Origin of the sequence: Paraburkholderia kirstenboschensis (assembly GCF_032806925.1) — a bacterium.
In the GTDB taxonomy this organism is placed as follows: Bacteria; Pseudomonadota; Gammaproteobacteria; order Burkholderiales; family Burkholderiaceae; genus Paraburkholderia; species Paraburkholderia kirstenboschensis.
In genome coordinates this window covers 2,429,894-2,451,757 of sequence record NZ_CP136512.1, presented here as the reverse complement: position 1 = coordinate 2,451,757, position 21,864 = coordinate 2,429,894, and the positions used below count along the sequence as shown (strand labels likewise).

Annotated in this window: 21 protein-coding genes and 1 pseudogene; 4 read left to right on the top strand and 18 right to left on the bottom strand. The window is 65.3% G+C overall.

Annotation, left to right across the window (positions count from 1 at the left end; all coding sequences use genetic code 11):
* Positions 1-6 precede the first annotated feature (6 nt).
* The 11 genes from RW095_RS19890 to RW095_RS19840 all read right to left on the bottom strand — a co-directional run bounded on the left by RW095_RS19890 (position 7) and on the right by RW095_RS19840 (position 10,776).
* Positions 7-852: a sugar phosphate isomerase/epimerase family protein gene (locus tag RW095_RS19890; RefSeq protein WP_317017835.1), complete on the bottom strand. Its 846-nt coding sequence runs from the start codon at positions 850-852 to the stop codon at positions 7-9.
* Positions 853-860: 8 nt separating this feature from the next.
* Positions 861-1,628 carry a 3-ketoacyl-ACP reductase gene (locus RW095_RS19885; RefSeq protein ID WP_317017833.1) on the bottom strand — a complete coding sequence of 256 codons (768 nt, stop codon included), beginning with the start codon at positions 1,626-1,628 and terminating at the stop codon, positions 861-863.
* A 2-nt stretch (positions 1,629-1,630) separates the two neighbouring features.
* Positions 1,631-2,764, bottom strand: a complete 1,134-nt coding sequence (locus tag RW095_RS19880) for an acyl-CoA dehydrogenase family protein (RefSeq protein WP_317017831.1) — start codon at positions 2,762-2,764, stop codon at positions 1,631-1,633.
* Between the two features lie 806 nt (positions 2,765-3,570).
* Positions 3,571-5,145 (bottom strand): class I adenylate-forming enzyme family protein, encoded by a 1,575-nt coding sequence (locus RW095_RS19875; RefSeq protein WP_317017829.1) that lies wholly within the window; start codon positions 5,143-5,145, stop codon positions 3,571-3,573.
* The gene (locus tag RW095_RS19870) at positions 5,142-5,915 is read right to left on the bottom strand and encodes a VOC family protein (protein ID WP_317017828.1); all 774 of its coding nucleotides are present in this window, start codon (positions 5,913-5,915) and stop codon (positions 5,142-5,144) included. Before RW095_RS19870 ends, RW095_RS19875 begins: the two co-directional genes overlap by 4 nt.
* Entirely contained in the window at positions 5,915-6,358 is a 444-nt protein-coding gene (locus RW095_RS19865; RefSeq protein ID WP_317017826.1) for a PaaI family thioesterase, read from the bottom strand. Before RW095_RS19865 ends, RW095_RS19870 begins: the two co-directional genes overlap by 1 nt.
* Positions 6,359-6,385: 27 nt before the next feature.
* Positions 6,386-7,390 (bottom strand): zinc-binding dehydrogenase, encoded by a 1,005-nt coding sequence (locus RW095_RS19860; RefSeq protein WP_317019903.1) that lies wholly within the window; start codon positions 7,388-7,390, stop codon positions 6,386-6,388.
* A 53-nt stretch (positions 7,391-7,443) separates the two neighbouring features.
* Complete coding sequence (locus RW095_RS19855; RefSeq protein ID WP_317017824.1) at positions 7,444-8,454, bottom strand: ABC transporter substrate-binding protein; 1,011 nt, start codon at positions 8,452-8,454, stop codon at positions 7,444-7,446.
* Positions 8,455-8,473: 19 nt separating this feature from the next.
* The gene (locus tag RW095_RS19850) at positions 8,474-9,259 is read right to left on the bottom strand and encodes an ABC transporter permease (protein WP_317017823.1); all 786 of its coding nucleotides are present in this window, start codon (positions 9,257-9,259) and stop codon (positions 8,474-8,476) included.
* Between the two features lie 3 nt (positions 9,260-9,262).
* The gene (locus tag RW095_RS19845) at positions 9,263-10,006 is read right to left on the bottom strand and encodes an ABC transporter ATP-binding protein (RefSeq protein WP_317017821.1); all 744 of its coding nucleotides are present in this window, start codon (positions 10,004-10,006) and stop codon (positions 9,263-9,265) included.
* Entirely contained in the window at positions 10,003-10,776 is a 774-nt protein-coding gene (locus RW095_RS19840; RefSeq protein WP_317017819.1) for a GntR family transcriptional regulator, read from the bottom strand. The genes RW095_RS19845 and RW095_RS19840 overlap by 4 nt, the downstream gene beginning before the upstream one ends.
* A gap of 176 nt (positions 10,777-10,952) precedes the next feature.
* On the opposite strand from RW095_RS19840, the pseudogene RW095_RS19835 reads away from it, so the two are divergent.
* Positions 10,953-11,224 (top strand): annotated as a pseudogene (locus tag RW095_RS19835) (LLM class flavin-dependent oxidoreductase); the annotation flags it as partial.
* 54 nt (positions 11,225-11,278) lie between these two features.
* Here the strand turns inward: RW095_RS19835 and RW095_RS19830 are convergent.
* From RW095_RS19830 to RW095_RS19800, 7 genes are all read right to left on the bottom strand, one after another.
* The gene (locus RW095_RS19830; RefSeq protein WP_317017818.1) at positions 11,279-13,042 is read right to left on the bottom strand and encodes an ABC transporter ATP-binding protein; all 1,764 of its coding nucleotides are present in this window, start codon (positions 13,040-13,042) and stop codon (positions 11,279-11,281) included.
* Positions 13,039-13,908, bottom strand: coding sequence for an ABC transporter permease (locus tag RW095_RS19825; RefSeq protein ID WP_317017816.1), 870 nt, complete (start codon positions 13,906-13,908; stop codon positions 13,039-13,041). The genes RW095_RS19830 and RW095_RS19825 overlap by 4 nt, the downstream gene beginning before the upstream one ends.
* Entirely contained in the window at positions 13,905-14,834 is a 930-nt protein-coding gene (locus RW095_RS19820) for an ABC transporter permease (RefSeq protein ID WP_317017814.1), read from the bottom strand. The genes RW095_RS19825 and RW095_RS19820 overlap by 4 nt, the downstream gene beginning before the upstream one ends.
* Position 14,835: 1 nt before the next feature.
* The gene (locus RW095_RS19815; RefSeq protein ID WP_317017813.1) at positions 14,836-16,500 is read right to left on the bottom strand and encodes an ABC transporter substrate-binding protein; all 1,665 of its coding nucleotides are present in this window, start codon (positions 16,498-16,500) and stop codon (positions 14,836-14,838) included.
* Positions 16,497-16,946, bottom strand: a complete 450-nt coding sequence (locus tag RW095_RS19810; RefSeq protein WP_317017811.1) for an acyl-CoA dehydrogenase family protein — start codon at positions 16,944-16,946, stop codon at positions 16,497-16,499. Before RW095_RS19810 ends, RW095_RS19815 begins: the two co-directional genes overlap by 4 nt.
* 141 nt (positions 16,947-17,087) lie before the next feature.
* The gene (locus tag RW095_RS19805) at positions 17,088-17,927 is read right to left on the bottom strand and encodes a CmcJ/NvfI family oxidoreductase (protein ID WP_317017809.1); all 840 of its coding nucleotides are present in this window, start codon (positions 17,925-17,927) and stop codon (positions 17,088-17,090) included.
* An 18-nt stretch (positions 17,928-17,945) separates the two neighbouring features.
* Complete coding sequence (locus RW095_RS19800) at positions 17,946-18,713, bottom strand: SDR family NAD(P)-dependent oxidoreductase (RefSeq protein WP_317017808.1); 768 nt, start codon at positions 18,711-18,713, stop codon at positions 17,946-17,948.
* 303 nt (positions 18,714-19,016) lie between these two features.
* Between RW095_RS19800 and RW095_RS19795 the strand changes: the two genes are divergently transcribed.
* The 3 genes from RW095_RS19795 to RW095_RS19785 are packed head-to-tail and all read left to right on the top strand — an operon-like array spanning position 19,017 to position 21,718.
* Positions 19,017-20,060, top strand: a complete 1,044-nt coding sequence (locus RW095_RS19795) for an aliphatic sulfonate ABC transporter substrate-binding protein (RefSeq protein ID WP_317017806.1) — start codon at positions 19,017-19,019, stop codon at positions 20,058-20,060.
* A gap of 6 nt (positions 20,061-20,066) precedes the next feature.
* Positions 20,067-20,957, top strand: coding sequence for an ABC transporter permease (locus RW095_RS19790; RefSeq protein ID WP_317017805.1), 891 nt, complete (start codon positions 20,067-20,069; stop codon positions 20,955-20,957).
* Entirely contained in the window at positions 20,957-21,718 is a 762-nt protein-coding gene (locus RW095_RS19785) for an ABC transporter ATP-binding protein (RefSeq protein WP_317017803.1), read from the top strand. Before RW095_RS19790 ends, RW095_RS19785 begins: the two co-directional genes overlap by 1 nt.
* Positions 21,719-21,864 lie beyond the last annotated feature (146 nt).

Below are 21,864 nucleotides of genomic sequence, written 5' to 3'. Positions count from 1 at the left end.
CGTAAATCAGCAGCACTCGAACAGGCGCTCGCGGCAGATGCGCAAGGTTTCATCGGCGGGGCGCGCCCACCAGTCGAGCTTCGAGAAAATCTCCACTTCGACGGGGCCGTCATAGCCGATGGCTTCTACCGCCGTGCGCAGTCGCTTGAGATCGATGACGCCATCGCCCATCATCCCGCGATCCTGCAACGGGTCGCGGGTTTCGACGAGCCAGTCGCACACGTGCAGCGCGAGGATGCGTTCGGCGGCGCGGGTGAGGGCCGGCATCAGCGCCGGATCCCACCAGACGTGGTAAGCATCGATAGCCACGCCGAAATGCCCCTCGCGCGACGGGTCGAGCCGGTCGCACCAGTCCAGCGCCTGATCGAGCGTGTTGAGCAAGCTGCGATCGGCGGCGTAGACCGGATGCAGCGGTTCGAGCGCGATGCGCACGCCGGTCTCTTTCATCGTCGGTCGTAAGGCGGCGAGGCCATCGAGAATCTGCTCGCGGGCATCGTCGATGTCGCGCGAACCGGGCGGCAATCCGCCGACGACCGCGACCAGCACCGGCGCACCAAGCACGGCGGCGGTCTCCAGCGCTCGACGGTTGGAATCGATCGCGGCGCGGCGGCCGGCGGCGTCGTTCGCCGCGAAATAGGCCGTGCGGCAATACGCATTGACCTTCAGGCCCGCCGCGCGGATCGCGCCGGCGGCGGCCTGCGGCCTGTTCTCGTCGATTTCCTGACGCCACGGCGTGATCCAGCCGAAACCCTGGTCGGCGATGCGGCCGGCCGTCACCTCGATCGGCTCGCGATAGCCGAGCGTGCCCGTGTTGATGCAGCAGAGATCGCCGCGTCCGTTCAAGTCGCGCATGGTGTTCCTCAAAAGCGTTGGATCATCAGGCCGCCGTCGACGCGCACTTCCTGCGCCACGGTATAGGGCAGGAGGCCCGCCGCCATCGTGCGGATCACGCGCGCCACGTCTTCCGGCTGGCCCCAGCGCGGCGTCGCTGTCATGCCTTCGCCGATGAGCTTGTCGTACTTGGCCTTCGACGGCGCCGTCATCTCGGTCAGGATCAGGCCCGGCTGCACCTCGAACACGCCGATATCGTGAGGAGCGAGGCGCAGCGCGAACAGGCGCGCCGCCATCGACAGTGCGCTCTTCGACATGCAGTATTCGCCGCGCTCGATGGTGGCGACCACCGCGTTCGACGACGTCACGAAAACGATGCTGCGCGCACCCTCGCCCGCCGGCTTCTGCGCCACCATCCGCCGGGCCACGGCCTGCGTCAGAAAGAAGGTGCCGCGCGTGTTGATGTCGAGGCAGCGGTCGTAGCTTTGCGCGCTCACGTCGAGCAGATCGCCGCGGCTGAGCACCGAAACGCCGGCATTGTTGACGAGACAGTCGACGCCGCCGAAGCGTTCGACGATCGCGTTCAGGACGCTCGCGTGTTTATCGATATCGCCGATATCGAGATCGAAGCTCACGCAGACGCGGCCCAGCGCTTCGACTTCGGCCGTAAGCGTATGAAGCCGCTCTTCATCGTCGAGCGCGATGGCGGCGATGTCGAAGCCTTCGGCGGCAAGCGCCAGCGCGGCGGAACGCCCGATCCCGCGCGACGCGCCCGTTACCACGGCAGTCCTTGTCATGTTCATGTCTTCAGCAGTTGGCGCGCGATGATGACCCGCTGGATCTGATTCGTGCCTTCGTAGATCTGCGTGATCTTGGCGTCGCGGTACAGGCGTTCAACTTCGTAGCCGCGGATATAACCGCTGCCGCCGAAGATCTGGATCGCATTGCTGGTGTGCTGGACGGCCGCATCGCCGGCGAAGCACTTGGCCATCGACGCCGCGGCGGTCGCCTCGATGCCCGCGTCCAGCTTCGACGCGGCGGAGCGCACGAGCAGCCGGGCCGCTTCGGTGTCCTTGGCCATGTCGGCCAGCATGAACTGGATCGCCTGAAACTCGGCGATCGCCTGGCCGAACTGCTTGCGCATCCTGGCCTGTTCGACGCTCGCTTCCAGCGCAGCCTGCATGATGCCCACAGCGAGCGCCCCGATGCCGACGCGTCCTTTCTCGAGCACGCTCATCATCATGTGAAAGCCGCGGCCTTCGGTGCCGAGCAGCGCGTCCGCCGGCAGTTTCACGTCGTCGAAATGCAGTTCGCCGACCTGCGACGCGCGCTGGCCCAGCTTGTGTTCCTTGGACCCGCGCGACACGCCCCGGGACGCGCAATCGACGATGAAGATGCTCATTCCGCGCTTGCCCGCGGCGGGATCGGTGCGCGCCAGCACGAGCGCGACGTCGGCGACCGGCGCATTGTGTATCCATAGCTTCGAGCCGCTGAGCGACCAACCGTCGCCATCGCGCACGGCAGTCGTCTTCACGCCGGATACGTCGCTTCCCGCGCCCGCCTCGGTGATGCAATACGCGCCCTTTAACTCGGCGCGCACGAGCGGCCCGATCCAGCGGTCGATCTGCGCCGGCGTGCCGTGCTTGCCCAGCAAGGTGCCGAGCAACTCGACGAGACCGCACTGGTCCGCGACGGACGAATAGCCGCGGCTGATCTCCTCCATCACGATCGAATATGCGAGGCAATCCAGCCCCGCGCCACCCATGGATTCCGGCACCGTGATGCCAAACAGCCCGGTCTCGCCCATCTGCCGATAGATGTCCGCCGGAAAGCTCTCGTCGCGGTCGAGCGCCTCGACCTGCGGCCGGATGACCTCGTTGGAAAAGCGGCGAGCCATGTCGGCCACTTGCTGGTGCTCGGTGGACAGAATCAACTCGTCTCTCCATGGCGGCAGCGTTTCGAAGCCGCGATACGGTTATGGCAACGCCGGCGCATCAGCCTCGATGGATCGCCGACCCGGTCACGAAACTTTAAGCTAGTTAGATCGATCTAGCAAGTGTCCGTCAACGGCGTTACGATTGGGGGGCAAGGCTTCATCGGGCTCTACCGTCCGTACGAAGACGCGGCAAACCACCGGCCAAGGATTCACGACTGTTATGCAACCCTCTGACAGCCGGCGCGGCCTCATTAGGTGGAGACGGAAAGAGTCTCCGCCTGACGCCATTGATAACCGTCGTGTGGCCCGAGATTTGTAACGAATGGCATCCGCAGGTCAACAATCTCGTGGATGCCCGTACGCGGCCAATATTTTGGTTTCGGCAGCAGTCAGCCGATAGCCATTGGCCGTCGCGCAGGCTCCGGAGCACGCCCGCCCTCCTACAGAGCTTGATGGCGGTCGTCCGATGGCTTGTGCAAGCGGTTTCTCACAGGAAGCAAATGCGACAGTCGGCCGGCCGCCGCGCTCGCACTGCGCGCGTGAACCAAAACGTGAAGCCCGAAGCGCAAAGAAAGCGGCGACCATGACTGGCCACCGCTGTGCTTTAACGTCGTGACAACATCGAACTTACGTACCGCCGATCATGCGATCGAACGGCAATTCCTCGACCGCCAGGTTCGGCTTCTGGAACGAGACGCTCATGCCGCGCCGCTCGCGGTCCGAATGAAATCCAGCACTCGCGGCCACGGCGCTTCCTTCGCGTGCAGCTACTAACGAGCTTGAGCACATAGCGTGGAGTCCTGTCATTTTTGCGGTTGCCTGCGAACGGAGGGATCGGCGGCGACACGTTCCGCCGCAACGCGTTTGAGCGTGGTTCGATCGACCTTGCTGGTCGACGCGAGCGGAATCGCGTCGACCAACCACACGTGACGCGGATGTTGATATGCAGGCGCGTGCCGGAGCGTAAAGCGCTTGACGTCCTCGGCGGCGAGCGAAGCGCCCGCCTTCAGCACGACAAACGCGACGGGTTTGGTCCCTTTGATATCGTCGGCGACGGGCACGACGCAAGCCTGCTGGATCGACGGATGACGTTCGAGCACGGCCTCGACTTCGCCTGGAAAGATGTTCTCGCCACCCGATACGAACATGTCGTCGCGCCGGCCGACGAACGTGTAGAAGCCGTCGGCGTCGCGTTGAAACACATCGCCGGTCCGGTAGAAGCCGTCCGGCGTGAACGGCCGCACGAGTTCCGGGCGGTTGTGATACCCGTTCATCAGGCCAGGGCTACGCATCTGCAATTCGCCCTCCTCGCCGGCCGGTGCGCCGTTTTCGTCGGCGAGCCGCAGATCGACGAGCGGATGCGCAAAGCCCACCGCGCGCGGCGGCGTCGGCAAACCGCCCGGATGCGGGCCGAACACCACCGGACCGCCTTCGGTCGTCCCATAGGCGTTGATGACTTTGGCGTTCGGCAGCAACTCGTGGATCTGCTCCAGCAGCGCGTCGCTGACCGGCGCCGAGCCCATCCGCACATAGCGCACCGACGAGAGGTCGGTCTGCGCGAGCAGCGCGCGCTCCTGCAGCATCATGGCGATCATCGGCGGTACGGACGTGAGCCACGTACAGCGCCACGCATCGATCGCCTGGATGTAGTGACGCGCGTTGAACTGCGGCAGCAACACGGTCGTCGCGCGCGCGGCCAGCGCCAGAAACCCGAGCGCCAGCGCATTCATGTGGAACAGCGGCGCGGCAATCAGCAGGCGCTCGTCGTGCAGCGATTGCGCGGCGAGCCGCGTCTCTACGACCCACAGATGGCTCCGATGCGAGAGCACCACGCCCTTCGGACGACCGGTCGAACCCGACGTGTACAGAATCAGCGCGGCTTCGTCCGCTGTTGGAATGTGGGCGTCGAACGGCACGGCAGGCTGCGTGTCGCGGTAGCCGGTGAACGCGGAGAACGTGACGGCGTCGTCGGGCAACGGTGTTCGCTGCGGGTAGTCGAACACCACGCGTTGCAGTCCGGGCGGCACGTCCGCTGCGCGCGGCGGATCGGAGAACACGACGCGCGCGCCGCTATCGGCGATCACGTCCGCGATCAACGCGCGGGGAAACTTGAAATTCACCGGCACCGCGACCAGCCCCGCTCGCATGACACCGAGCACGGTCGCGATGTATTGGGCAGAATTCGCGGCCAGCACCGCAATGCGCTCACCGTGCGAATACGCCGCACTGAGACTGCGCGCGACGGCGTCGGCCATCGCATCGAGTTCGCCGAAGCTGTAGTGAAGCGGCGGCTGCCCTTCCTCGAGGTCGATCAGCGCGAGCGCGTGCGGGTCCCGATCGCGATCGATCAACGCGCCGAGATTGAGCGGAAAAGTCATCGAACGAATTCCAGCAACGTGTCGAAGCGTGGAAGCGCCACCAGCGTGCGACTCGATTGCGTCGACGTCGGCAAACCGGCCGCCACCGCACGCTCGCCGATCTCATGCCATTGCGGCGTGCGAACCGTGATCGCCGCATAGCGCGGCTCGCGCTTCACCACATGCCCGGCGAGCGGAGCAAACCGCGCGTCGAACTCATCACGCGTGTGGAAGACTAGTTCGAAGCCCGGCGCGAGTGCGCCTAAACGCGCGTACGTGTCCGCCGTTGCGCCGGTCAGATGCAGGCGTTCCAGCGCGTACGCGCCGTTCGGATGCGCGCGCCACTCGTCGCGAAACACGAGTTCGGGCGTCAGATGCTGGCAGAAGTACACGCGGCCGCCGGGCAACTGGCCCGGCGTGAGCCGAACTGTCGTGAACCGCGCGTCGCCGAACGGCGGCACGGGGCGCGAGAAGGTCTGCGGCGGCGTGGCTTCGAGACCGGCGTCGCGCAACGCGGCGAAGGTCGCGTCGGGATCGTCGATACGAAACACGAGACCGTCCGCCCCGAGCGGGCTCAACACGATTTCTTCGCGGATCGTCTTGCCGTGCGCCGGCAGCCCGATCAGTTCCAGGTAGTGGTCGTCGGGGTCGCCGAACACGAGCGCGTGATTCAGCGAGCCGAGCGTGTGATAACCGCGCGGCGTCAGCGTAAAACCGAGCTGCTCGAATAGAGTCTGAGCCGCGTCGGTATCGAAGCGCGTGTTGACGACGAGATGATCGAGCTTCAGCATCAGCTTTTCGCTGGCTGCGGCGCTGCGGTTGCCGTGGTGGAATACACGCCGCGACCGCTCGCGACGAGCTTGCCCTCGGCGTCGTACACATGGGCTTCGGCCGTCGACACCTGGGAGCCGAATTTGATGAGCTTGCCCTTCACGCGCAAATCGCCCGGCAGCGCCGCGCGATGATAGTCGACGCGCAGATCGATCGTCGGCACGCCGCGGCCGGTCTTCGACACCAGCGCCCAGTCCGCCGCCAGATCGACGAGCGCTGCAAGAATGCCGCCGTGCGTGTAGCGCTTGTCCGGATTCACGACCCACTCTTCGCGCCACGTCGCGCCCAGTTCGATCTCGCCCTCGGCCACCGCGATCACCTTCAGGCCCAGCCACTCATGAAAAGGCGCGCGGCGCAGACGCGCCTCGATCTCGTGCGGCGCCGGCAATGTCGTTTCGCTCATAGTGTTTCCTTCGGATTCGGACGATGTTCAGGGATTGACGACGACCTTGCCGAGCACTTCGCGGTCGCGAATCAGGCGCAGGCCTTCGGCGGCTTCTTCGAGCGGCAGCACGCGATCGATCGACGGCTTGAGCTCGCCCCTCGCGATCTGGTCGAGCAACGCGCGCAGGTTGTCGTCGTAGAAACTGTTCGAGCCGAGCACCTTCAGCTCGAAGCTCCAGATGTAACGCAAATCTTCGGCGGGCGCGTGGCCCGCGGTCGCGCCGCACACCAGCAGCGTGCCGCCGCGTTTCAGGCATTTCAGCGACGGCACCCACGTTTCGCCGCCGGTGAAATTCACCACCGCGTCGACACCGCCTTCGTAGCTGCGGCGCTGCGGCTTGCCGTACTGGCCGACGGCCCACTTCGAGAAATCGGTGGTCTTGTAGTTGACGACATGGTCCGCGCCCAGCACCTTCAGTTGCGCGGTTTTTTCGTCGCTGCCCGCGCACGCGATCACTTCCGCGCCGAGTTGCTTCGCGAGCAGCAGCGATGCCGTGCCCACGCCCCCGCTCGCGCCGAGAATCAGCACGCGGTCGCCGGCCTTCACCGTGTTGTGCGTGATCAGCATCCGGTGCGCAGTGCCGTAGGCGACCGGCAACGCGGAGGCGTCGTCGAAGCTCACCGCGTCGGGCAACGCGATCAGCTGTTCGGCCGACACCGCGCAGTACTGCGCCATCCCACCGTCGAGCATTTCGCCCATCAGCCCTTTTTCGCGATCCAACGGATTCACGAGCACGCGATCGCCCGTTTTCCAGCCATCGACGCCCGCGCCGACCTCCACGATCTCGCCGGCCATATCGAGGCCGACCACGACCGGCAGCGGCACCTTGATGCCCGGCATACCCTTGACGGTGAAGACGTCGTGATAGTTGAACGACGACGCCCGCACGCGAATCACGACGCCGCCGGTCGCCGCGCCGGGCACGGCCTTATCGGTAACGACGCGCAGTTGGTCGAGATCGCCGTGCTCGTTTAGCACGAGTGCTTTCATCGTCGAAGGGATGGGTGAGGCCATGATCTGCTCCAATGGGTTCTACTGAATAGTTATTGAATCGATTTCGATGCGATGTACGGTCCGGTGATGAACAGATCGTCGGGCAGCCTGCCTTTGATCACACCGCCGTCGACGAAAATCTGATGCTCGCGCTTCAGCGTATCGAGATCGATCGGCTCGAAGGTCACGCGATTGATGTCCGACCAGCGCACGGCGTAAGCCTGCGCGTCGTTGGCCGGCAGATTCGCGCTCTTCTGCAGGATCGCCGCCACGTCGTTCTGATGCGTCGCGCCCCACTGCAACGCGCTGCGCAAGCCGGCGATCAACTTCGCAACGTCTTGCGGATGCTTGTCCAGATAGTCGGCGCGGATCGCGCTCACGCCGATATACGGTGTCGCGTCGGACTTCGTCAGCTTCTTCCATTGATCGCTGAAACTGCCGAGCCGGCGAACCTTCAGCTCCTGCAATTGCGCGATCGTCACCGAGCGCAACGCGGCCGCGTCCACCTGCTTCTGCACGAGGAATTGCGCGAGGCGGCTTTCGTTGCCCGGCACGAGCGAGAAATCGCCGCTCCTGATGCCGTCGTTGCCTTGCAGCACTGCGGTCGCGATGGCCGCGACCGAACTGCCCGCCGGCGACATCCCGACCTTCTTGCCGCGTAGCTCCGCAAGCGTCCTGATCGGCGAATCGTCCGGCACGACGAAATCCACATCGGCGGGTTGCGTGGCCAGCACGATCTTCAGCGGCACGCCTTCGGCCGCCGTGCTGAAGACCGCCGCCGCCGGCGCGGCGAACGCAAAATCGATCGCATTCGCGGCGAGCGCGCGGTTCGGCGCATTCACATCGGCAAAGCGCACGAACTGCACGTCGAGGCCGCGTTGCTGCAGGAATTTCTGCGCTTCGAGCACCGCGCCGAAGCCGAGGCTCACGCCGCTCGTCCAGTAGCCGACGCGGATCGGCTCCGCCTGCGCTGTTTGCGCCGTTTGCGCGGCCCCGAGCACTGCGCCCGCTGTGAGCGCCGCCGACAGCACCGCACGTTTCAGCAAAGGAATACGTTTCATGGTCTATGCCCCGTCATGGTTAAGCTGTTTTTTTCCAGCGGAAGAGCCGCCGTTCGAGCGGTTTGAGCACGCCCGCTTCGAGTGCGAGCATCAGCACGACGAGCGTCACGGTCCAGGCGAACACCTGGTCGGTCTGCACGAGATCCGCCGCCTGACGCAAGCGGTAGCCGATTCCGTTCGACGAGCCGATCGTCTCCGCGACCAGCGACACGCGCCAGCCGAATCCGAACGCGAGCCGCGCGCCGGCGAAGAAGTGCGGCAGGATGGTCGGCAGAAAAATCTTGCGCATGATCTGCGCGGACGTCATCCGGAAACTGCGCGCCAGTTCGACGTGCTGACGATCCACCGTCAGCGCGCCTTGCCAGACGTTGGTCAGGATCAGCGGCATGGCGGTCATGAACACGACGAAGATCGTCGTCGCGTTGGAGATGCCGAACCAGATGATCGCGAATACCGCCCAGATCGCCGAGGACACCGTATTCACGATCGACAGCAACGGCTCGAAAAAACGCGCCGCGCGCGGACTCGAACCGAGCACGATGCCGAGCGGCGCACCGACGATCGCGGCCAGCACGAAACCCGCGAGCACCCGGTACAACGTGATGCCGAGATCCTCGAAGAAGGTCCCGCTATGAAGTAGCGCGATGAACGCGGTGCCGACCTTCGCGGGTCCGGGCAGCACGAATTGAGGCATCCGCAACGACGCGAGCCACCACGCGGCGAGCAGCAGCGCGACCAGCACGGCGCGCTGGGCGACGAGCGCAGCGAAAGAACGGGACAACAAGCCAGACGACGCAGTGGACATGGTTCAGATCAGCAGACGGAGTTGGCGGATCGCCTCGGCGACGGCGGGATCGGTGGCGACGCGCGGCCGCGGCAGATCCACCTCGACGATGTCACGCACGCGGCCGGGCCGCGGCGCGAGTACGACCACACGATCGGCCAGCACAACCGCCTCTTCCACGTCGTGCGTGACGAACAGCACGGTCATTTGCTGCAAATCGCGGATGCGCAGCAGTTCGTGGTGCATCTGCTCGCGCGTCTGCGGATCGAGTTTGGAAAACGGTTCGTCCATCAACAGGATGCGCGGCTCGGTGACCAGACTGCGCGCCAGCGCGACACGGCTGCGCATCCCGCCGGACAGTTGATGCGGATGCGCGTCGCCGAATGCGCCGAGGCCGACCAGTTCAAGCGCGGCATTGGCACGCGCGTGGCGTTCGCGCTTCGGCACCGGCGGCTGTTGAGCTTCGAGGCCGAACGCCGCGTTCGCACGGGCGGTGCGCCACGGCAGCAGCCGGTCCTCCTGAAACATATAGGCGAGTGCATGGCGCTCCCGCGCGCCCTCCGCGCGCCGGCCGTCGATCCACAGTTCGCCCGCGTCCGGATCGACGAGACCCGCGACGATGTTCAACAGCGTGCTCTTGCCGCAACCGGACGTGCCGAGCAAGGCGACGGTTTCCCCTTGCGCGACGTCGAACGCGACCTGCTCCAGCACCGGCAGCGCGCCGTAGTGCTTGTTCACACCGCGCAATGAAATGGCCTGCGCCGTCATCGGCGCAGCTCCGCCACGCTGAAGACCGGCAGCGACGCGCCGGCGCTCGACAGGCTCGCATAGACCTTCTCCATGGTCATCGCCTGGAAGGTTTCGATATGCCGGCGTGCGATCGTTTCGGCGCGGCGGCCATCGCCGGCTTCGAACGCGTCGATCATCGCGTTGTGGTCGTGCTTGATCTCGGGCTTGGTGCCCTGCACGCCGAAGCCGAGTGCAACCAGCCGGGACATTTCGTCCATCAGGCTCGCGAGCGTCCGGTGCAGCCGATCGTTGCCGCTAGCGGCCGCGATGGCGAGGTGGAAATGGCGGTTAGCGTCGAGGAAGACACCGATCTGATCGGACAGCGCGCGCTCCGGATGCGGCACCCGGCACGCGGCTTCGAGACGCCGCAGCAGCGCGATGTCGACCCGCCCGCATGCGAGCCGCGCGGCAAGCGGTTCGAGCTGCACGCGCAGCGCGAACACTTCTTCGACGTCGCGCAGCGTCACCGGCGCCAGACGGTAGCCCTGGCGCGGAATCGAGCGGATGAAGCCTTCCTGCACCAGACGCACCAGCGCGATACGGCAGCTGTTCTTGCCGATCGCGTAGGTTTCCATCAGCTGGCTCTCGCTGACGGTCGAGCCCGGCATGAAGCGGCACGACAGAATGTCGCGGCGGATTTGCGCGTAAGCGTCGTCGCCGCGCGACAGTGCCGCGCGACCGTCCGCTTCGGTGAGATTCGCTTGTGGGTCTTCGTGGATCATCGACGATGGCATTCGTGAGCTGCTCACGACGTTCCCTTGAAACACTCAAGCGGCCATCGTAGGTGTTCTTTCCCGAATATGTAACGAACAAAACACGCTATGGATGTTATGCATTTTGCTAGCCTGAGCCGCCCAGCGGCGAGCGCGCGCGGGTTCGCCTTTCAGAGGCTCAACGGCGAGAGGATCACAGCGCGCAGTGTCGCGGCGGCGGCGGACATCGCGTGATCGTCGGCACACCGGAACATATCGCCGACGATATCGAACACTGGTTCAAAGGCGGGGCCGCCGACGGTTTCAATCTGATGCCGGAGGTGCTGCCTGGCGGCTTGCGGATTTCGCCGACGGCGTGGTGCCGCTTCTGCAACAGCGCGGCATTCTCCGCACCGGATACGAAGGGCGAACGTTGCGTGAGCACTTCGGTTTGCCGCGACCTGTGAGCCGCCACCTGGAAGCACGGGAAGCCGCGGCTGAGTGAACGCCGCGCGACGCCTCGTGCAGGCAGCGGCGGCACGGCGGCGCGGCTTCGAATTCAGCCCGTGGCCGACTCCACCACCCGAGCCGCGGCGGCTGCGCACCTGGCTCGCCGCAGCGACGGCGAAGCAGCCATCAATTCACGCGTATAGGCGTGCTCCGGCGAGTCGAAAACACCTTGCGCGTCGCCGGCTTCCACCACCCGTCCGTTGCTGAACACGAGCACGCGATCGCTGACATGACGCACGACATCCAGGTCGTGTGAAATGAACAGCAAGGACATGTCGAGCCGGGACTGCAACGCGGCGAGCAGATCGAGCACCTGAGCCTGCACATAGACGTCGAGCGCGGAGACCGGCTCGTCGCACACGATCAATGCCGGCTCCGGTGCGATGGCCCGCGCAATGGCGACGCGCTGACGCTGCCCGCCCGACAGCGTGGCAGGCCGCCGTCCGAGATAGGTGGCATCGAGTCCAACCTGTTCGAGCAGTTCGACGCTGCGATCGAGCAGCGCGCGCTTTTCCAGCCGCGTCGAAAACAGTCCTTCTTGCAGCAACTGCTGCACGGTATGGCGTGGATCGAATGAACTGAGCGGGTCTTGCGGGATATATTGCAATCGCGGCCGCAGCGCACGCCGCGAGCTTTCGTTCACGTTCGCGCCGTTCCAGTGCGTGCCGAGAAAGGTCACGTCGCCCGTCGACGGCGTGACGAGTCCAAGCACGACGTTTGCGCACGTGCTCTTGCCGGAACCCGATTCGCCGACGATGCCGACCACTTCGCCTCTGTGTACGCTGAACGATACGTCGTCTAGCGCGGTGAACGTGTCGTTGCGGTTGGCTCGACCCGCGCCGCGCTTTGCATAGCGCTTGCCGATCGCGGCGGCTTGCAGCACCACTTGATCCGACCGTGTCGCCCGCAACGGCAGAGGTTCGCGCACGATCGACAGTTCCCCGCGGCCGCTCAAGCGATCCACATCGGGCACCATGCGCGCCGAACTGAGCTTATGGCCGCGCGAGAGCGCGGACGGCTGCGCCGCGAGCAGTTGCCGCGTATACGCATGCGACGGATTGTTCAGCACGCTTTCGGTCGTCCCGCTATCGACGACTTCGCCTTCATGCATCACCAGCACGCGGTCGGCGATATCCGCGACCACCGCGAGATCGTGGGAGATCAGCAGCACGCCGACGCCTTCGCGCAAACGGGCCGCGAGCACGGCGAGAATCTGCGCCTGCACGGTCACGTCGAGCGCCGTGGTCGGCTCGTCGGCGATCACGAGCGCCGGCCCCGCCGCGATTGCCGACGCGATCAACGCGCGCTGCCGCAATCCGCCCGACAACTCGTGCGCATATTGATCCGCGCGCCGCCCGGGCTCGGGAATGCCGACGTCGCTCATCACCTCGCGCACCCTGGCCGCCCGCCCGGCGCGCGAGCGCAGCTTCGCGTGCAACCCGACCGCCTCGCCGATCTCCGCGCCGACGGTGCGCAGCGGATCCAGCGACACGAGCGCGTCCTGCATCACGAGCCCTGCGAACGCGCCGCGCAGCGCGCGCCAATCGCGCTCACCGAAGCCGAGCGCGGAGCGACCGTCGATCTCGAAACGCTGCGCGTCGATCCGCGCGCCCTGACCGGCGAGACCGATCAGGCTGCGCGCGGTGAGGCTCTTGCCCGATCCCGATTCGCCGACCAGCGCGACGCACTCGCCCGCACGGATCGTCAGGTCGACACCGCGCACCAGCGGACGGCCTTCGTTTGCGTGCAGGAAACGGATGCTCAGCCCGCGGATATCGACGAGCGGCCGCGGCAACGGCAGATCTTTTTTCATCGTGCGCACACTCCATAGACACGGGACAGGAATTTGCCGATCAGCGAGAACGCCATCACGGTCAGCGTGAGCGCCATGCCGGGAAACACGCTCGGCCACCACGCGACGCGCAACACGTCTCGCCCTTCGGCCAGCATCACGCCCCACTCGGGTGTCGGCGGCTGCGGTCCGAGACCGAGAAAGCTCAAGCCGGACACGGCGATGATCGCGCTGCCGATGTCGATCGTCGCGATCACCGGCACCGCGGCAAGCACGTTCGGCAGGATGTGCCTGAAAAACACGTGGCGGCGCCACAAGCCGAAGGTCACCGCATGCGTCACGTAGTCCGCGCGCCGCACCACCAGCGTCTGCGAGCGCAGCACACGGCCGAACTTCGGAATACCCGCGATGCCCACCGCAACCGCGATGTTCACGATCCCCTGGCCGAGAAAGGTCACCACGAACAGCGACAGCAGGATCGGCGGAAACGCGGACAGCACGTCGAACACGCGCGATGCGCCCTCGTCCACCGAGCGGCGGCCGAGGCCCGCCGTCACACCGATCACGAGGCCGATCAACAGACTCACGAGCATGCTCGACAGGCCGATCAGCAGCGAATAGCGCGCGCCGTAGATCACTCGCGCGAACACGTCGCGGCCGATCCGGTCGGTGCCGAACCAGTGGTTCGAGTCGGGCGGCTGCATCGCGTGCGCGACGTCGCTGACGAGCGGGTCGTACGGTGTCGCGACGCGCGGAAAGGCCAGCGCGAACGCGAGCACCAGCAGGAACGCGGCGGCCAGCAACACCGGCAGCGGAATGCGCGAAACCGCTCGGGCTCGCGCGGGGGACGAAGCGGGAGAAACAGGAGAAAGCGGAAGGTCGCTCATTGGCTGCGCAGTCGGGGATCGATGAAGAGATAGGCGACATCGAGCAGCGTCGACATGACCACGTGGACAAACGCCGCCAGCAGGACGACGGCGAGCACCACCGGGACGTCCTGCGACGTGACCGCCGTCAGCGTGACGCTGCCGATGCCGGGCCGGCCGAACATCTTCTCGGTGATCACCGCGCCGCCGAGCAGGCTGCCGATCAGCCAGCCGCCCAGCGTGACGACGGGCAGCAGCGCGTGACGCAATACATGCCGCACGCGCAGCGCGGCTTCCGACACGCCGCGGGCCCGCACAGTCACCACGAACGGTTTGTCGAGCGTCGTTTCCAGCGCCTCGCGCATCACCTGCGACAGAATCCCCGCCGTCGGCAGCGCCAGCGTCACGGCCGGCAGCACGAGCGAGCGCCAGCCCGCCGCGCCGGACACCGGAAACAGCCGCCAGTGAAACGAGAACGCGATCAGCAGCAGCATGCCGAGCCAGAACACGGGCGTCGACGTGAACGCGAGTTCGAGCGTCGACGCGAAGCGGGCCGCCCACGCGCCGCGGCCGACGCTGAAACCCGCCGTCGAGGTCGCGACGACGAGCGCGAGTACGATCGCCAGCAAGCCGGCCGCGCCCGCCAGTTGCACGGTCGGCCACAACTGGCTGCCGAGCACCGCGAGCACCGGCTGCTGCATCACGAACGAAGTACCGAGGTCCGCGTGAGCTAGACGCAGCAGAAACTGCCCGTATTGCCACAGCAGGCTATGGTCGAGTCCCCACTGGGCGGCGATCGCCTCGCGCAAGCCGGGATACGACAGGTCGCCGGCCAGCACATCCTCGATGCGACCCGGCAGCGCGTGAATCGCGACGAACGCCGCGCTCGCCGCGAGCCACAGCACGAGCATGCCGGTCAAAAGCCGCGTGACGATTTTTCTCAGCACGTCAGCCTCCCTGCTTGTCGACCCAGATGTCGTACGAACTGGCCGGACCGTCGAGCTGCGGCTCGAAGCCGATCCCATGCACCGACGACCTGGCCGCCAGGTGATAGGCCGGCGCGAACAGCGGCACGATGTAAGCCTGATCGACCGCGCGCTTCTGCACATCGGCGAGCAACTGGCGCCGCGCGTCGCCGACCGGCAACAGACGCGCGCGGTTGATCGCGTTGGTGATCGTCGGGTCCGGGTTCCTGATCGCGTTGTACAGAAAGCCCTGGTCGCCGAGCATGTCCCACAGTTCCATCGCGACGTCGGACGGGTTGTCCGTGTTCGGATAGATGGTCCAGTTGCCGGTCGCCTTCTGGTTAGTGAAGTCGCCCGCCGTAGTAATGCGCAGGCCGAGATCGAGACCGACGTTCTGGCGCAACGCCGACTGGATCGCGCGAATCAGCACGTCGCGGCTGTCGCGCACGTACGGCTGCGGATAGCCCACCTCGATCGACAGACGCTTGCCGTCTTTCGTGCGGAAGCCTTCGCTGTCGCGCTGGGTCCAGCCCGCATCGTCGAGCAGTTTGTTCGCCGCGGCGACGTTGTTGCCCCACGAACCTTTGAGCGCGGCGTTGTAGTCGGCATTGTCGGGACCGATGTTCGACCAGGCGCGCTGCACCGTGCCGAGATACACGCTCTTGACGATCGCATCGAGATCGAAGCCGTCGCGCAGCGCGCGCCGCACCCGCACGTCGCTCGCCGGCGCGACCGTGTAGTTGATGTTCAGCGTGAACGAGGTAGTGGCCGACGGACCGCTCAGGTACTGGAAACCGTCGACCTTGTCGAACAGGCTCGCATCCGTCGGCTGAACCCCTTCGATCAGATCGACCTGGCCCGAACTCAGCGCGCCGGTGCGCACCGCGGCCTCGGGCAGGAAGCGGTACGTCACCCGGTCCAGATACGCAGCGCCCTGGTGGCGTGCATTGCCGGGCGCCCACTTATACGCGGCATTGCGCTCGAACGTGACCGATTGGCCGCGTTGATACGCGCTGAAAACGAACGGGCCGGTGCCGACGATTCCGGGCCCGCCGCCGCACAGGTCCTTGTTCTGAGCGAGCGCCTTCGGCGAAATGAAGCCGAGCTTCACGCTCGACAGCGATTCGAGCGTGGTCGAATCGGCTTGCTTCATCACGATACGCACCACGTACGGCGACACGACTTCGATGTGGTCGTAGTGAACCAGCAACGACGCGGACGCAGACGTCGTGCTGACGTTGTTCAGGATGTAGTCGAAGTTGGCCTTCACGGCATCCGCATTGAACGGCGTGCCGTCGGTGAAATGCACGTCGTCGCGCAGGTTGAACGTGTAGCTCCTGCCGTCGTCGGCCACGCTCCACGACTTCGCGAGCCACGGCGCGTAGGTGCCGTCGGTCTTCTTGCTGATCAGCGAATCGATGTAATTGCGGATCACCCAGAACGCGTTCTGTTGCGACGACCGGTGCGGGTCGAAGCAGGCCGGCTCGGTCGTTACGCCCCAGGTGAGCGTGCCGCCGGTGGCAGGTTTCGATGCATGCGCCGACTGCGCGGCTTGCGCCGGATCGGTCTTATCGCAGCCGGCGAGTGCCACGACGGTCACCGCGGTCACGACAGCCAGGCCGGTCAGGGAAATCTGGAGCGTCTTCATTTAATGGACGACCTCGGCAGAACGTTGCGTGCGGCGTCGTGCGTGAGGGTCACCGAGTTATGGGTCGAGCCGGTGCGCTCGGAGGTCGCCGCGCCGACCGTCTCGCCGTTCGCGACGCGTTCGAGCCAGCGCCGGCGCAACGCTTCGTCGTTGCCTTCGAGCCGGTATTCGATGAAGCCGAAATGCGCGCGCAGAATCTGCGGCAGGTTCGAGTCGGCGGCGCCGAGTCTGGTCAACTGGCGGAAAAACTGCGGCAGCGTAATACCGCCGCCACCATAAGCGCGCGGCACGCGCAGCGCGGTAAAACCGGACTCCTTGAGCCACTTCACCGCGTCGTGCGCGAGTTCGCGATTCCGCTCGCGTGCGATGCTGCCCTCCGCGATACGGTCGAAAATCGGCACATAACGCTCGTCGAGTTGCACGTCGCTCAAAATAGCTCCGGTCATAGGTACGGTATCCTGAAGAGTTAATCTTCGAGGATACGGGGCACCTGATGCCGCACGCAACGAAGCAAACTTGCTTTGTATATCTTGACGTGTCTGTGAAGGTTCGAGCGGGGCGCGAAGCGCCGGCTCATAGGCTGCGAATCAGAAAAACAGCAGTGTGCGCAATTCGATGCTGCGTCGTGGCGGCGCGTCGGCGGGGGCGGTCGGATCGTCGAACGCGGTGTGCGCGGTCAGCCTCGCGATCCCGTCGCCGGCAGAATCGTAAATCTTCAGCAGCAGAAATTCATCGGGCGTCATGTTGGGGAAGTAGTACCAACGGTGGCGAGGATTGAACACCAGGGCGTACGTTTCGCCCACCTTGTCCGGATAGACGAGGTCCGACGCGACCAGATCGTTGAGCGCGATACTGCGCGAATCGCACAGCGCGAGCGGCGACGACTGCGCGGGCACGCCGATTGGCCGCCACAGGTTGACGATCGCGACACGCCCTTGCAGCAACTGCTCGGCCTCACCCGTAGGCATATGATCGCGCACGCGGCGTGGGCCCGACACGAAGGTCTGATCGTTATGAATGTATTTGACCGGTTCGCGCACGCCGTCGGCACGGCCGGTGTTGCCGTCGCGCAGCGTGTGATCGAACACGACCACGCGGCGCGCGCCCGTGACCTGCTTCAGCAATTGCTCGGCTTCATGGTAATAGACGGATTCGATCTGCGCCGGATCGGAGAAGTCGCTCAATGCGCTAACGTGCCGATGCAGTTCGAAGCCGTTGCGATCGAGCGATAACGCGCCGGGCGGCGGCGCGACGCGCGCATTCGACACGCTCACCCGGTACGGCCGGTACACCCCGCTGCGCTTCGGCACGCCGGGCGGCGGCTCGTACTGGTATGACACCGGTCTTTCGCCGTTGAATTCAAGGTAGTTGAGTTCCGCGTCGACCGCCGTGACGGCAACGGGTTTGTCGATGACGATATCGCTCATGGTCACGCCCTCATCACGTCAAAACGATTCGTTGAACGGCCGCAGATCGATTTCCTGCGACCATGCACTGCGGCCCTGCTGATGCAGATGCCAGTAAGCGTCGGCGATATGGTCCGGATTCAGCAGGCCGTCCGGTCCACGTTCGGCGACCCGTTGCGGCGACGAACTGCGCAGGCGTTCGCCGTCGATGCCGCCGTCCACCACCACATGCGCGACATGGATATTGCGGGGCCCGAACTCGCGCGCGAGGCTCTGCGCAAGCGAGCGCAAGCCGGCTTTCGCGGACGCAAACGCGGCAAACGGCGGACGGCCGCGCAGCGAGGCCGTCGCACCGGTGAACAACAGCGAGCCGCGCCCGGCCGCCAGCAACGGCTGCAACGCCGCCCTCGCGAACAGAAAGCCGCCTAGCGTGGTGACGCGCCACGCCGCCTCGAACTGCTCGGCACTCAGTTCGAGCGTCGGGGCGCGCGTGGCACCGGCGGCGTTGAAAATCGCGACTTCGAGCGTGCCGTGTTCCGCGAGTTGCCGCGCAATTGCGTTCAGATCGCTTTCGCTCGTGACGTCGCCAGATAAAGCGAGCGCATGGCCGCCTGTCGCGCGAATTTCCGCGACGACCGCATCGAGCCGCTCGCGCGAGCGTCCGGTTACCGCGACGCTGAACCCTTCGCTCGCGAAACGGCGGGCGAGCGCCGCGCCGAGCCCCGCGCTCGCGCCAACGCCTGCAATCCACGCGAGCCGCGTGCCGCTTTCCGTGCCGGTTTGTTTACTGCCGACTGCTTCGGTCATGACTTTCTCCATGGCATCTGGTCAGCGTAGGCGAGCGTCGCCACCGAGGGAAATAACGAATCATGGAAACTTAAGCGTCGGATATATGGTTTTCATCATTCGTTGGTTGGCCGGCGCGCGAACACGCCATAGCGGACCAGCACGCCGACATGTCCTCAACGGCATGCCGACGTGCGCCGCTTGTTCGCCATCGCCGCTATTGCGCGCTGTGTGATTTGATTGTCAGCTTTTATTGGTTCGCTTGCGCTCGCGCGGTGATTACATTGAACGGTCATAACGGAACAATTTCCAGGACCATATTCAATGACATTTTCCCGGGGTGCAGCGTCCAAGCCAGTCTTTCAGAAGCCGCGCCGTCTGCTGGCCGGACTGTCCGCTTTTCTCGCGTCGGCGGCGGCCACGCTCGCCATCCTGACTCCTCAAGCGGCACAAGCTGCGGCACCCGCCGAACTGAGACTCGACTACGCGTACTATTCGCCCGAAAGCCTGGTGATCAAGCGCAATGGCTGGCTCGAACAGGAACTTGCGCCGGACCATACGCAGGTCAAATGGGTGTTGAGTCTCGGCAGCAATCGCGCGCTCGAATATCTGAACAGCGGCGCCATCGACATCGGCTCGACGGCGGGACTCGCCGCGGTACTCGGCAAGGCGAACGGCAACCCGATTCGCGCCGTGTATATCTTTTCCCGGCCTGAATGGACGGCGCTGGTCGTCCGCAAAGATTCGCCGATCAAAACGCTCGCCGATCTGAAAGGCAAGAAGATCGCTGCAACCAAGGGTACCGATCCCTTCCTCTTCACGTTGCGTGCGCTGCACACCGCGGGTCTGTCGCGCGACGACGTCGAAATCGTCAACCTGCAGCATCCGGACGGGCGCGTCGCGCTGGCGAACGGTCAGGTGGACGCATGGGCAGGTCTCGATCCGCATATGGCTGCCGCGCAGCTCGACGACGGGGCCCGCCTGCTATACAGGAATGTGGACTTCAACACGTGGGGCTTCCTGAATGCGCGGCAAGACTTCATCAGCGCGCATCCCGATACGCTGGCACACGTGCTGAAGGTGTACGAGAAAGCACGCCTGTGGATCGCCGCCCATCCTGACGAGACGGCAAAGATCGTCGCTGACGAATCGAAGCTGTCGCTGCCGGTCGCGAGACTGCAATTGAGCCGCAACGACTTCAGCCAACCTCAGCCCGGTGAACGGCAACTGGCAGCACTGAAAGCGGCCGCCCCGCTGCTCGTGCAGGAGCAGTTGGTCAAGGCCGGCACCGATCTGAACGCGGTCATCGACGCATTGATCGACGTACAGTCAGCGCAGCCGGTCATCGCGGCGAACGGCGGCAAGTAACGATACATGAGCCGCACAGTCCGTCAGATCGGCATAGCCGCCGACGATTCGCTCGCGCTTCCCAACCGCGGTTCGACAGAACCCATTCGTCGTGGCCTCGCGCGCCCGCGCGATCCGCTCAGGCATTGGCGCATCGCAGGCGTCGCTTTGCCGTTCGCGTTCCTTGCCTGTGTCGAAGTACTGGTTCGCCTGTCGGTGCTGCCGGAACATCTGGTACCGGCGCCGAGCACCATCGCGCAGACACTGTGGGAACTCGGCGGCGCCCGCCTCGGTCGTCATGTTGGGGCAAGTTGTGTGCGCGTGCTCACGGGCTTCGGCCTCGGCGCGATGCTCGCGTTGTTGCTCGGTGCGGCGATGGGTTTGAGCCGGCGTCTCGACGCGTTGCTCGATCCGGCGTTTCAGGCACTGCGCGCGATTCCGTCGCTTGCATGGGTGCCGATTCTCCTTTTGTGGATGGGTATCGACGAAGCGCCGAAAATCACGCTGATCGCGATCGGCGCGTTTTTTCCGGTGCAGTTGAGCGTCGTGGCGGGCATTCGCGACGTCGACAGAAAACTGATCGAACTCGGTGAAGTGCATCGATTGGATCAGCGGGCGCTTTTCATACGCATCCTGCTGCCCGCCTCGCTTCCCCAGATCTTCACCGGACTGCGCACGGGCTTGAGTCTTGCGTGGATGTTCATGGTCGCGGCGGAACTGATCGCGGCCACCCGCGGACTCGGCTACCTGCTCAGCGATGGGCGCGAGACCGGGCGTCCCGACCTCGTGTTCGGCGCGATCCTGCTGCTCGCATTGCTGGGCAAACTCAGCGACAGCGTCCTTAAGGCGATCGAGGCGCATACGCTGTCGTGGCGCGATACGGCAACCGATCAACGTTCTTCGCGGAGCGTGCGCTGATGCAGCCGAACGCACCCTCTCTCCTCGAGGTTCGCGCGGTCGGCAAGGACTACGAAGGGCACGCCGTACTCGAACACGTCACTTTCGCGATCGGACGCGGCGAAATCGTGAGCCTTGTCGGGCCCAGCGGCTGCGGCAAGAGCACCCTGCTGCGCGCGATCGCAGGTCTCGACCGCAACTTCGATGGCGAGATCCTGCTCGACGGCGTGCCGCAACGCGGACCATCGGCGAGGGTTGGCGTGGTTTTCCAGGAGCCTCGCCTGTTGCCATGGCTGAACGTCGGCGATAATGTCGCGTTTTCCGCCCGGCCGCAACGAGGCACCCATCCCCGCGTGGCGGAACTGCTCGGCGAGGTGGGTCTCGCCGGTCTCGAGAACACGTTGCCCAAGCAGCTTTCCGGCGGCATGGCGCAGCGCGTCGCACTTGCGCGCGGCCTGTTCGCACAGCCCGATCTGCTGCTGCTCGACGAACCGTTCAGCGCCGTCGATGCGATCACACGGACACGCCTGCAGGATCTATTGTTATCGCTCACGCGGGCGCACGGAACCGCGGCGCTGCTCGTCACGCACGATCTCGACGAAGCGCTGTACTTGTCGGATCGCGTGCTGTTGCTCGCGCCATCCGGCAGGAACGGCGCGGGCTGCCTCGCGCGAGACGTCGAGATTGCCGCGCCACGGCCGCGCGACCGGCGCGACGCATCGCTAGCCCGTGTGCGGGACGAAGTGCTGGCAGGTATCGGTGCGGCGCTGCCCGCGGCTTGAGCCGCCGACTTCGTGAAACACGCTTTCGAGCCGGGCACTCGTCCAAGCAGTGCAATGTCAGGGCTCGTGACAAACGCTGGCTTGCGAAACGCTCATGGCTCAACCGCAACATCTTGGTCGTCGCCCATCCCATGATAGCCGGCCAC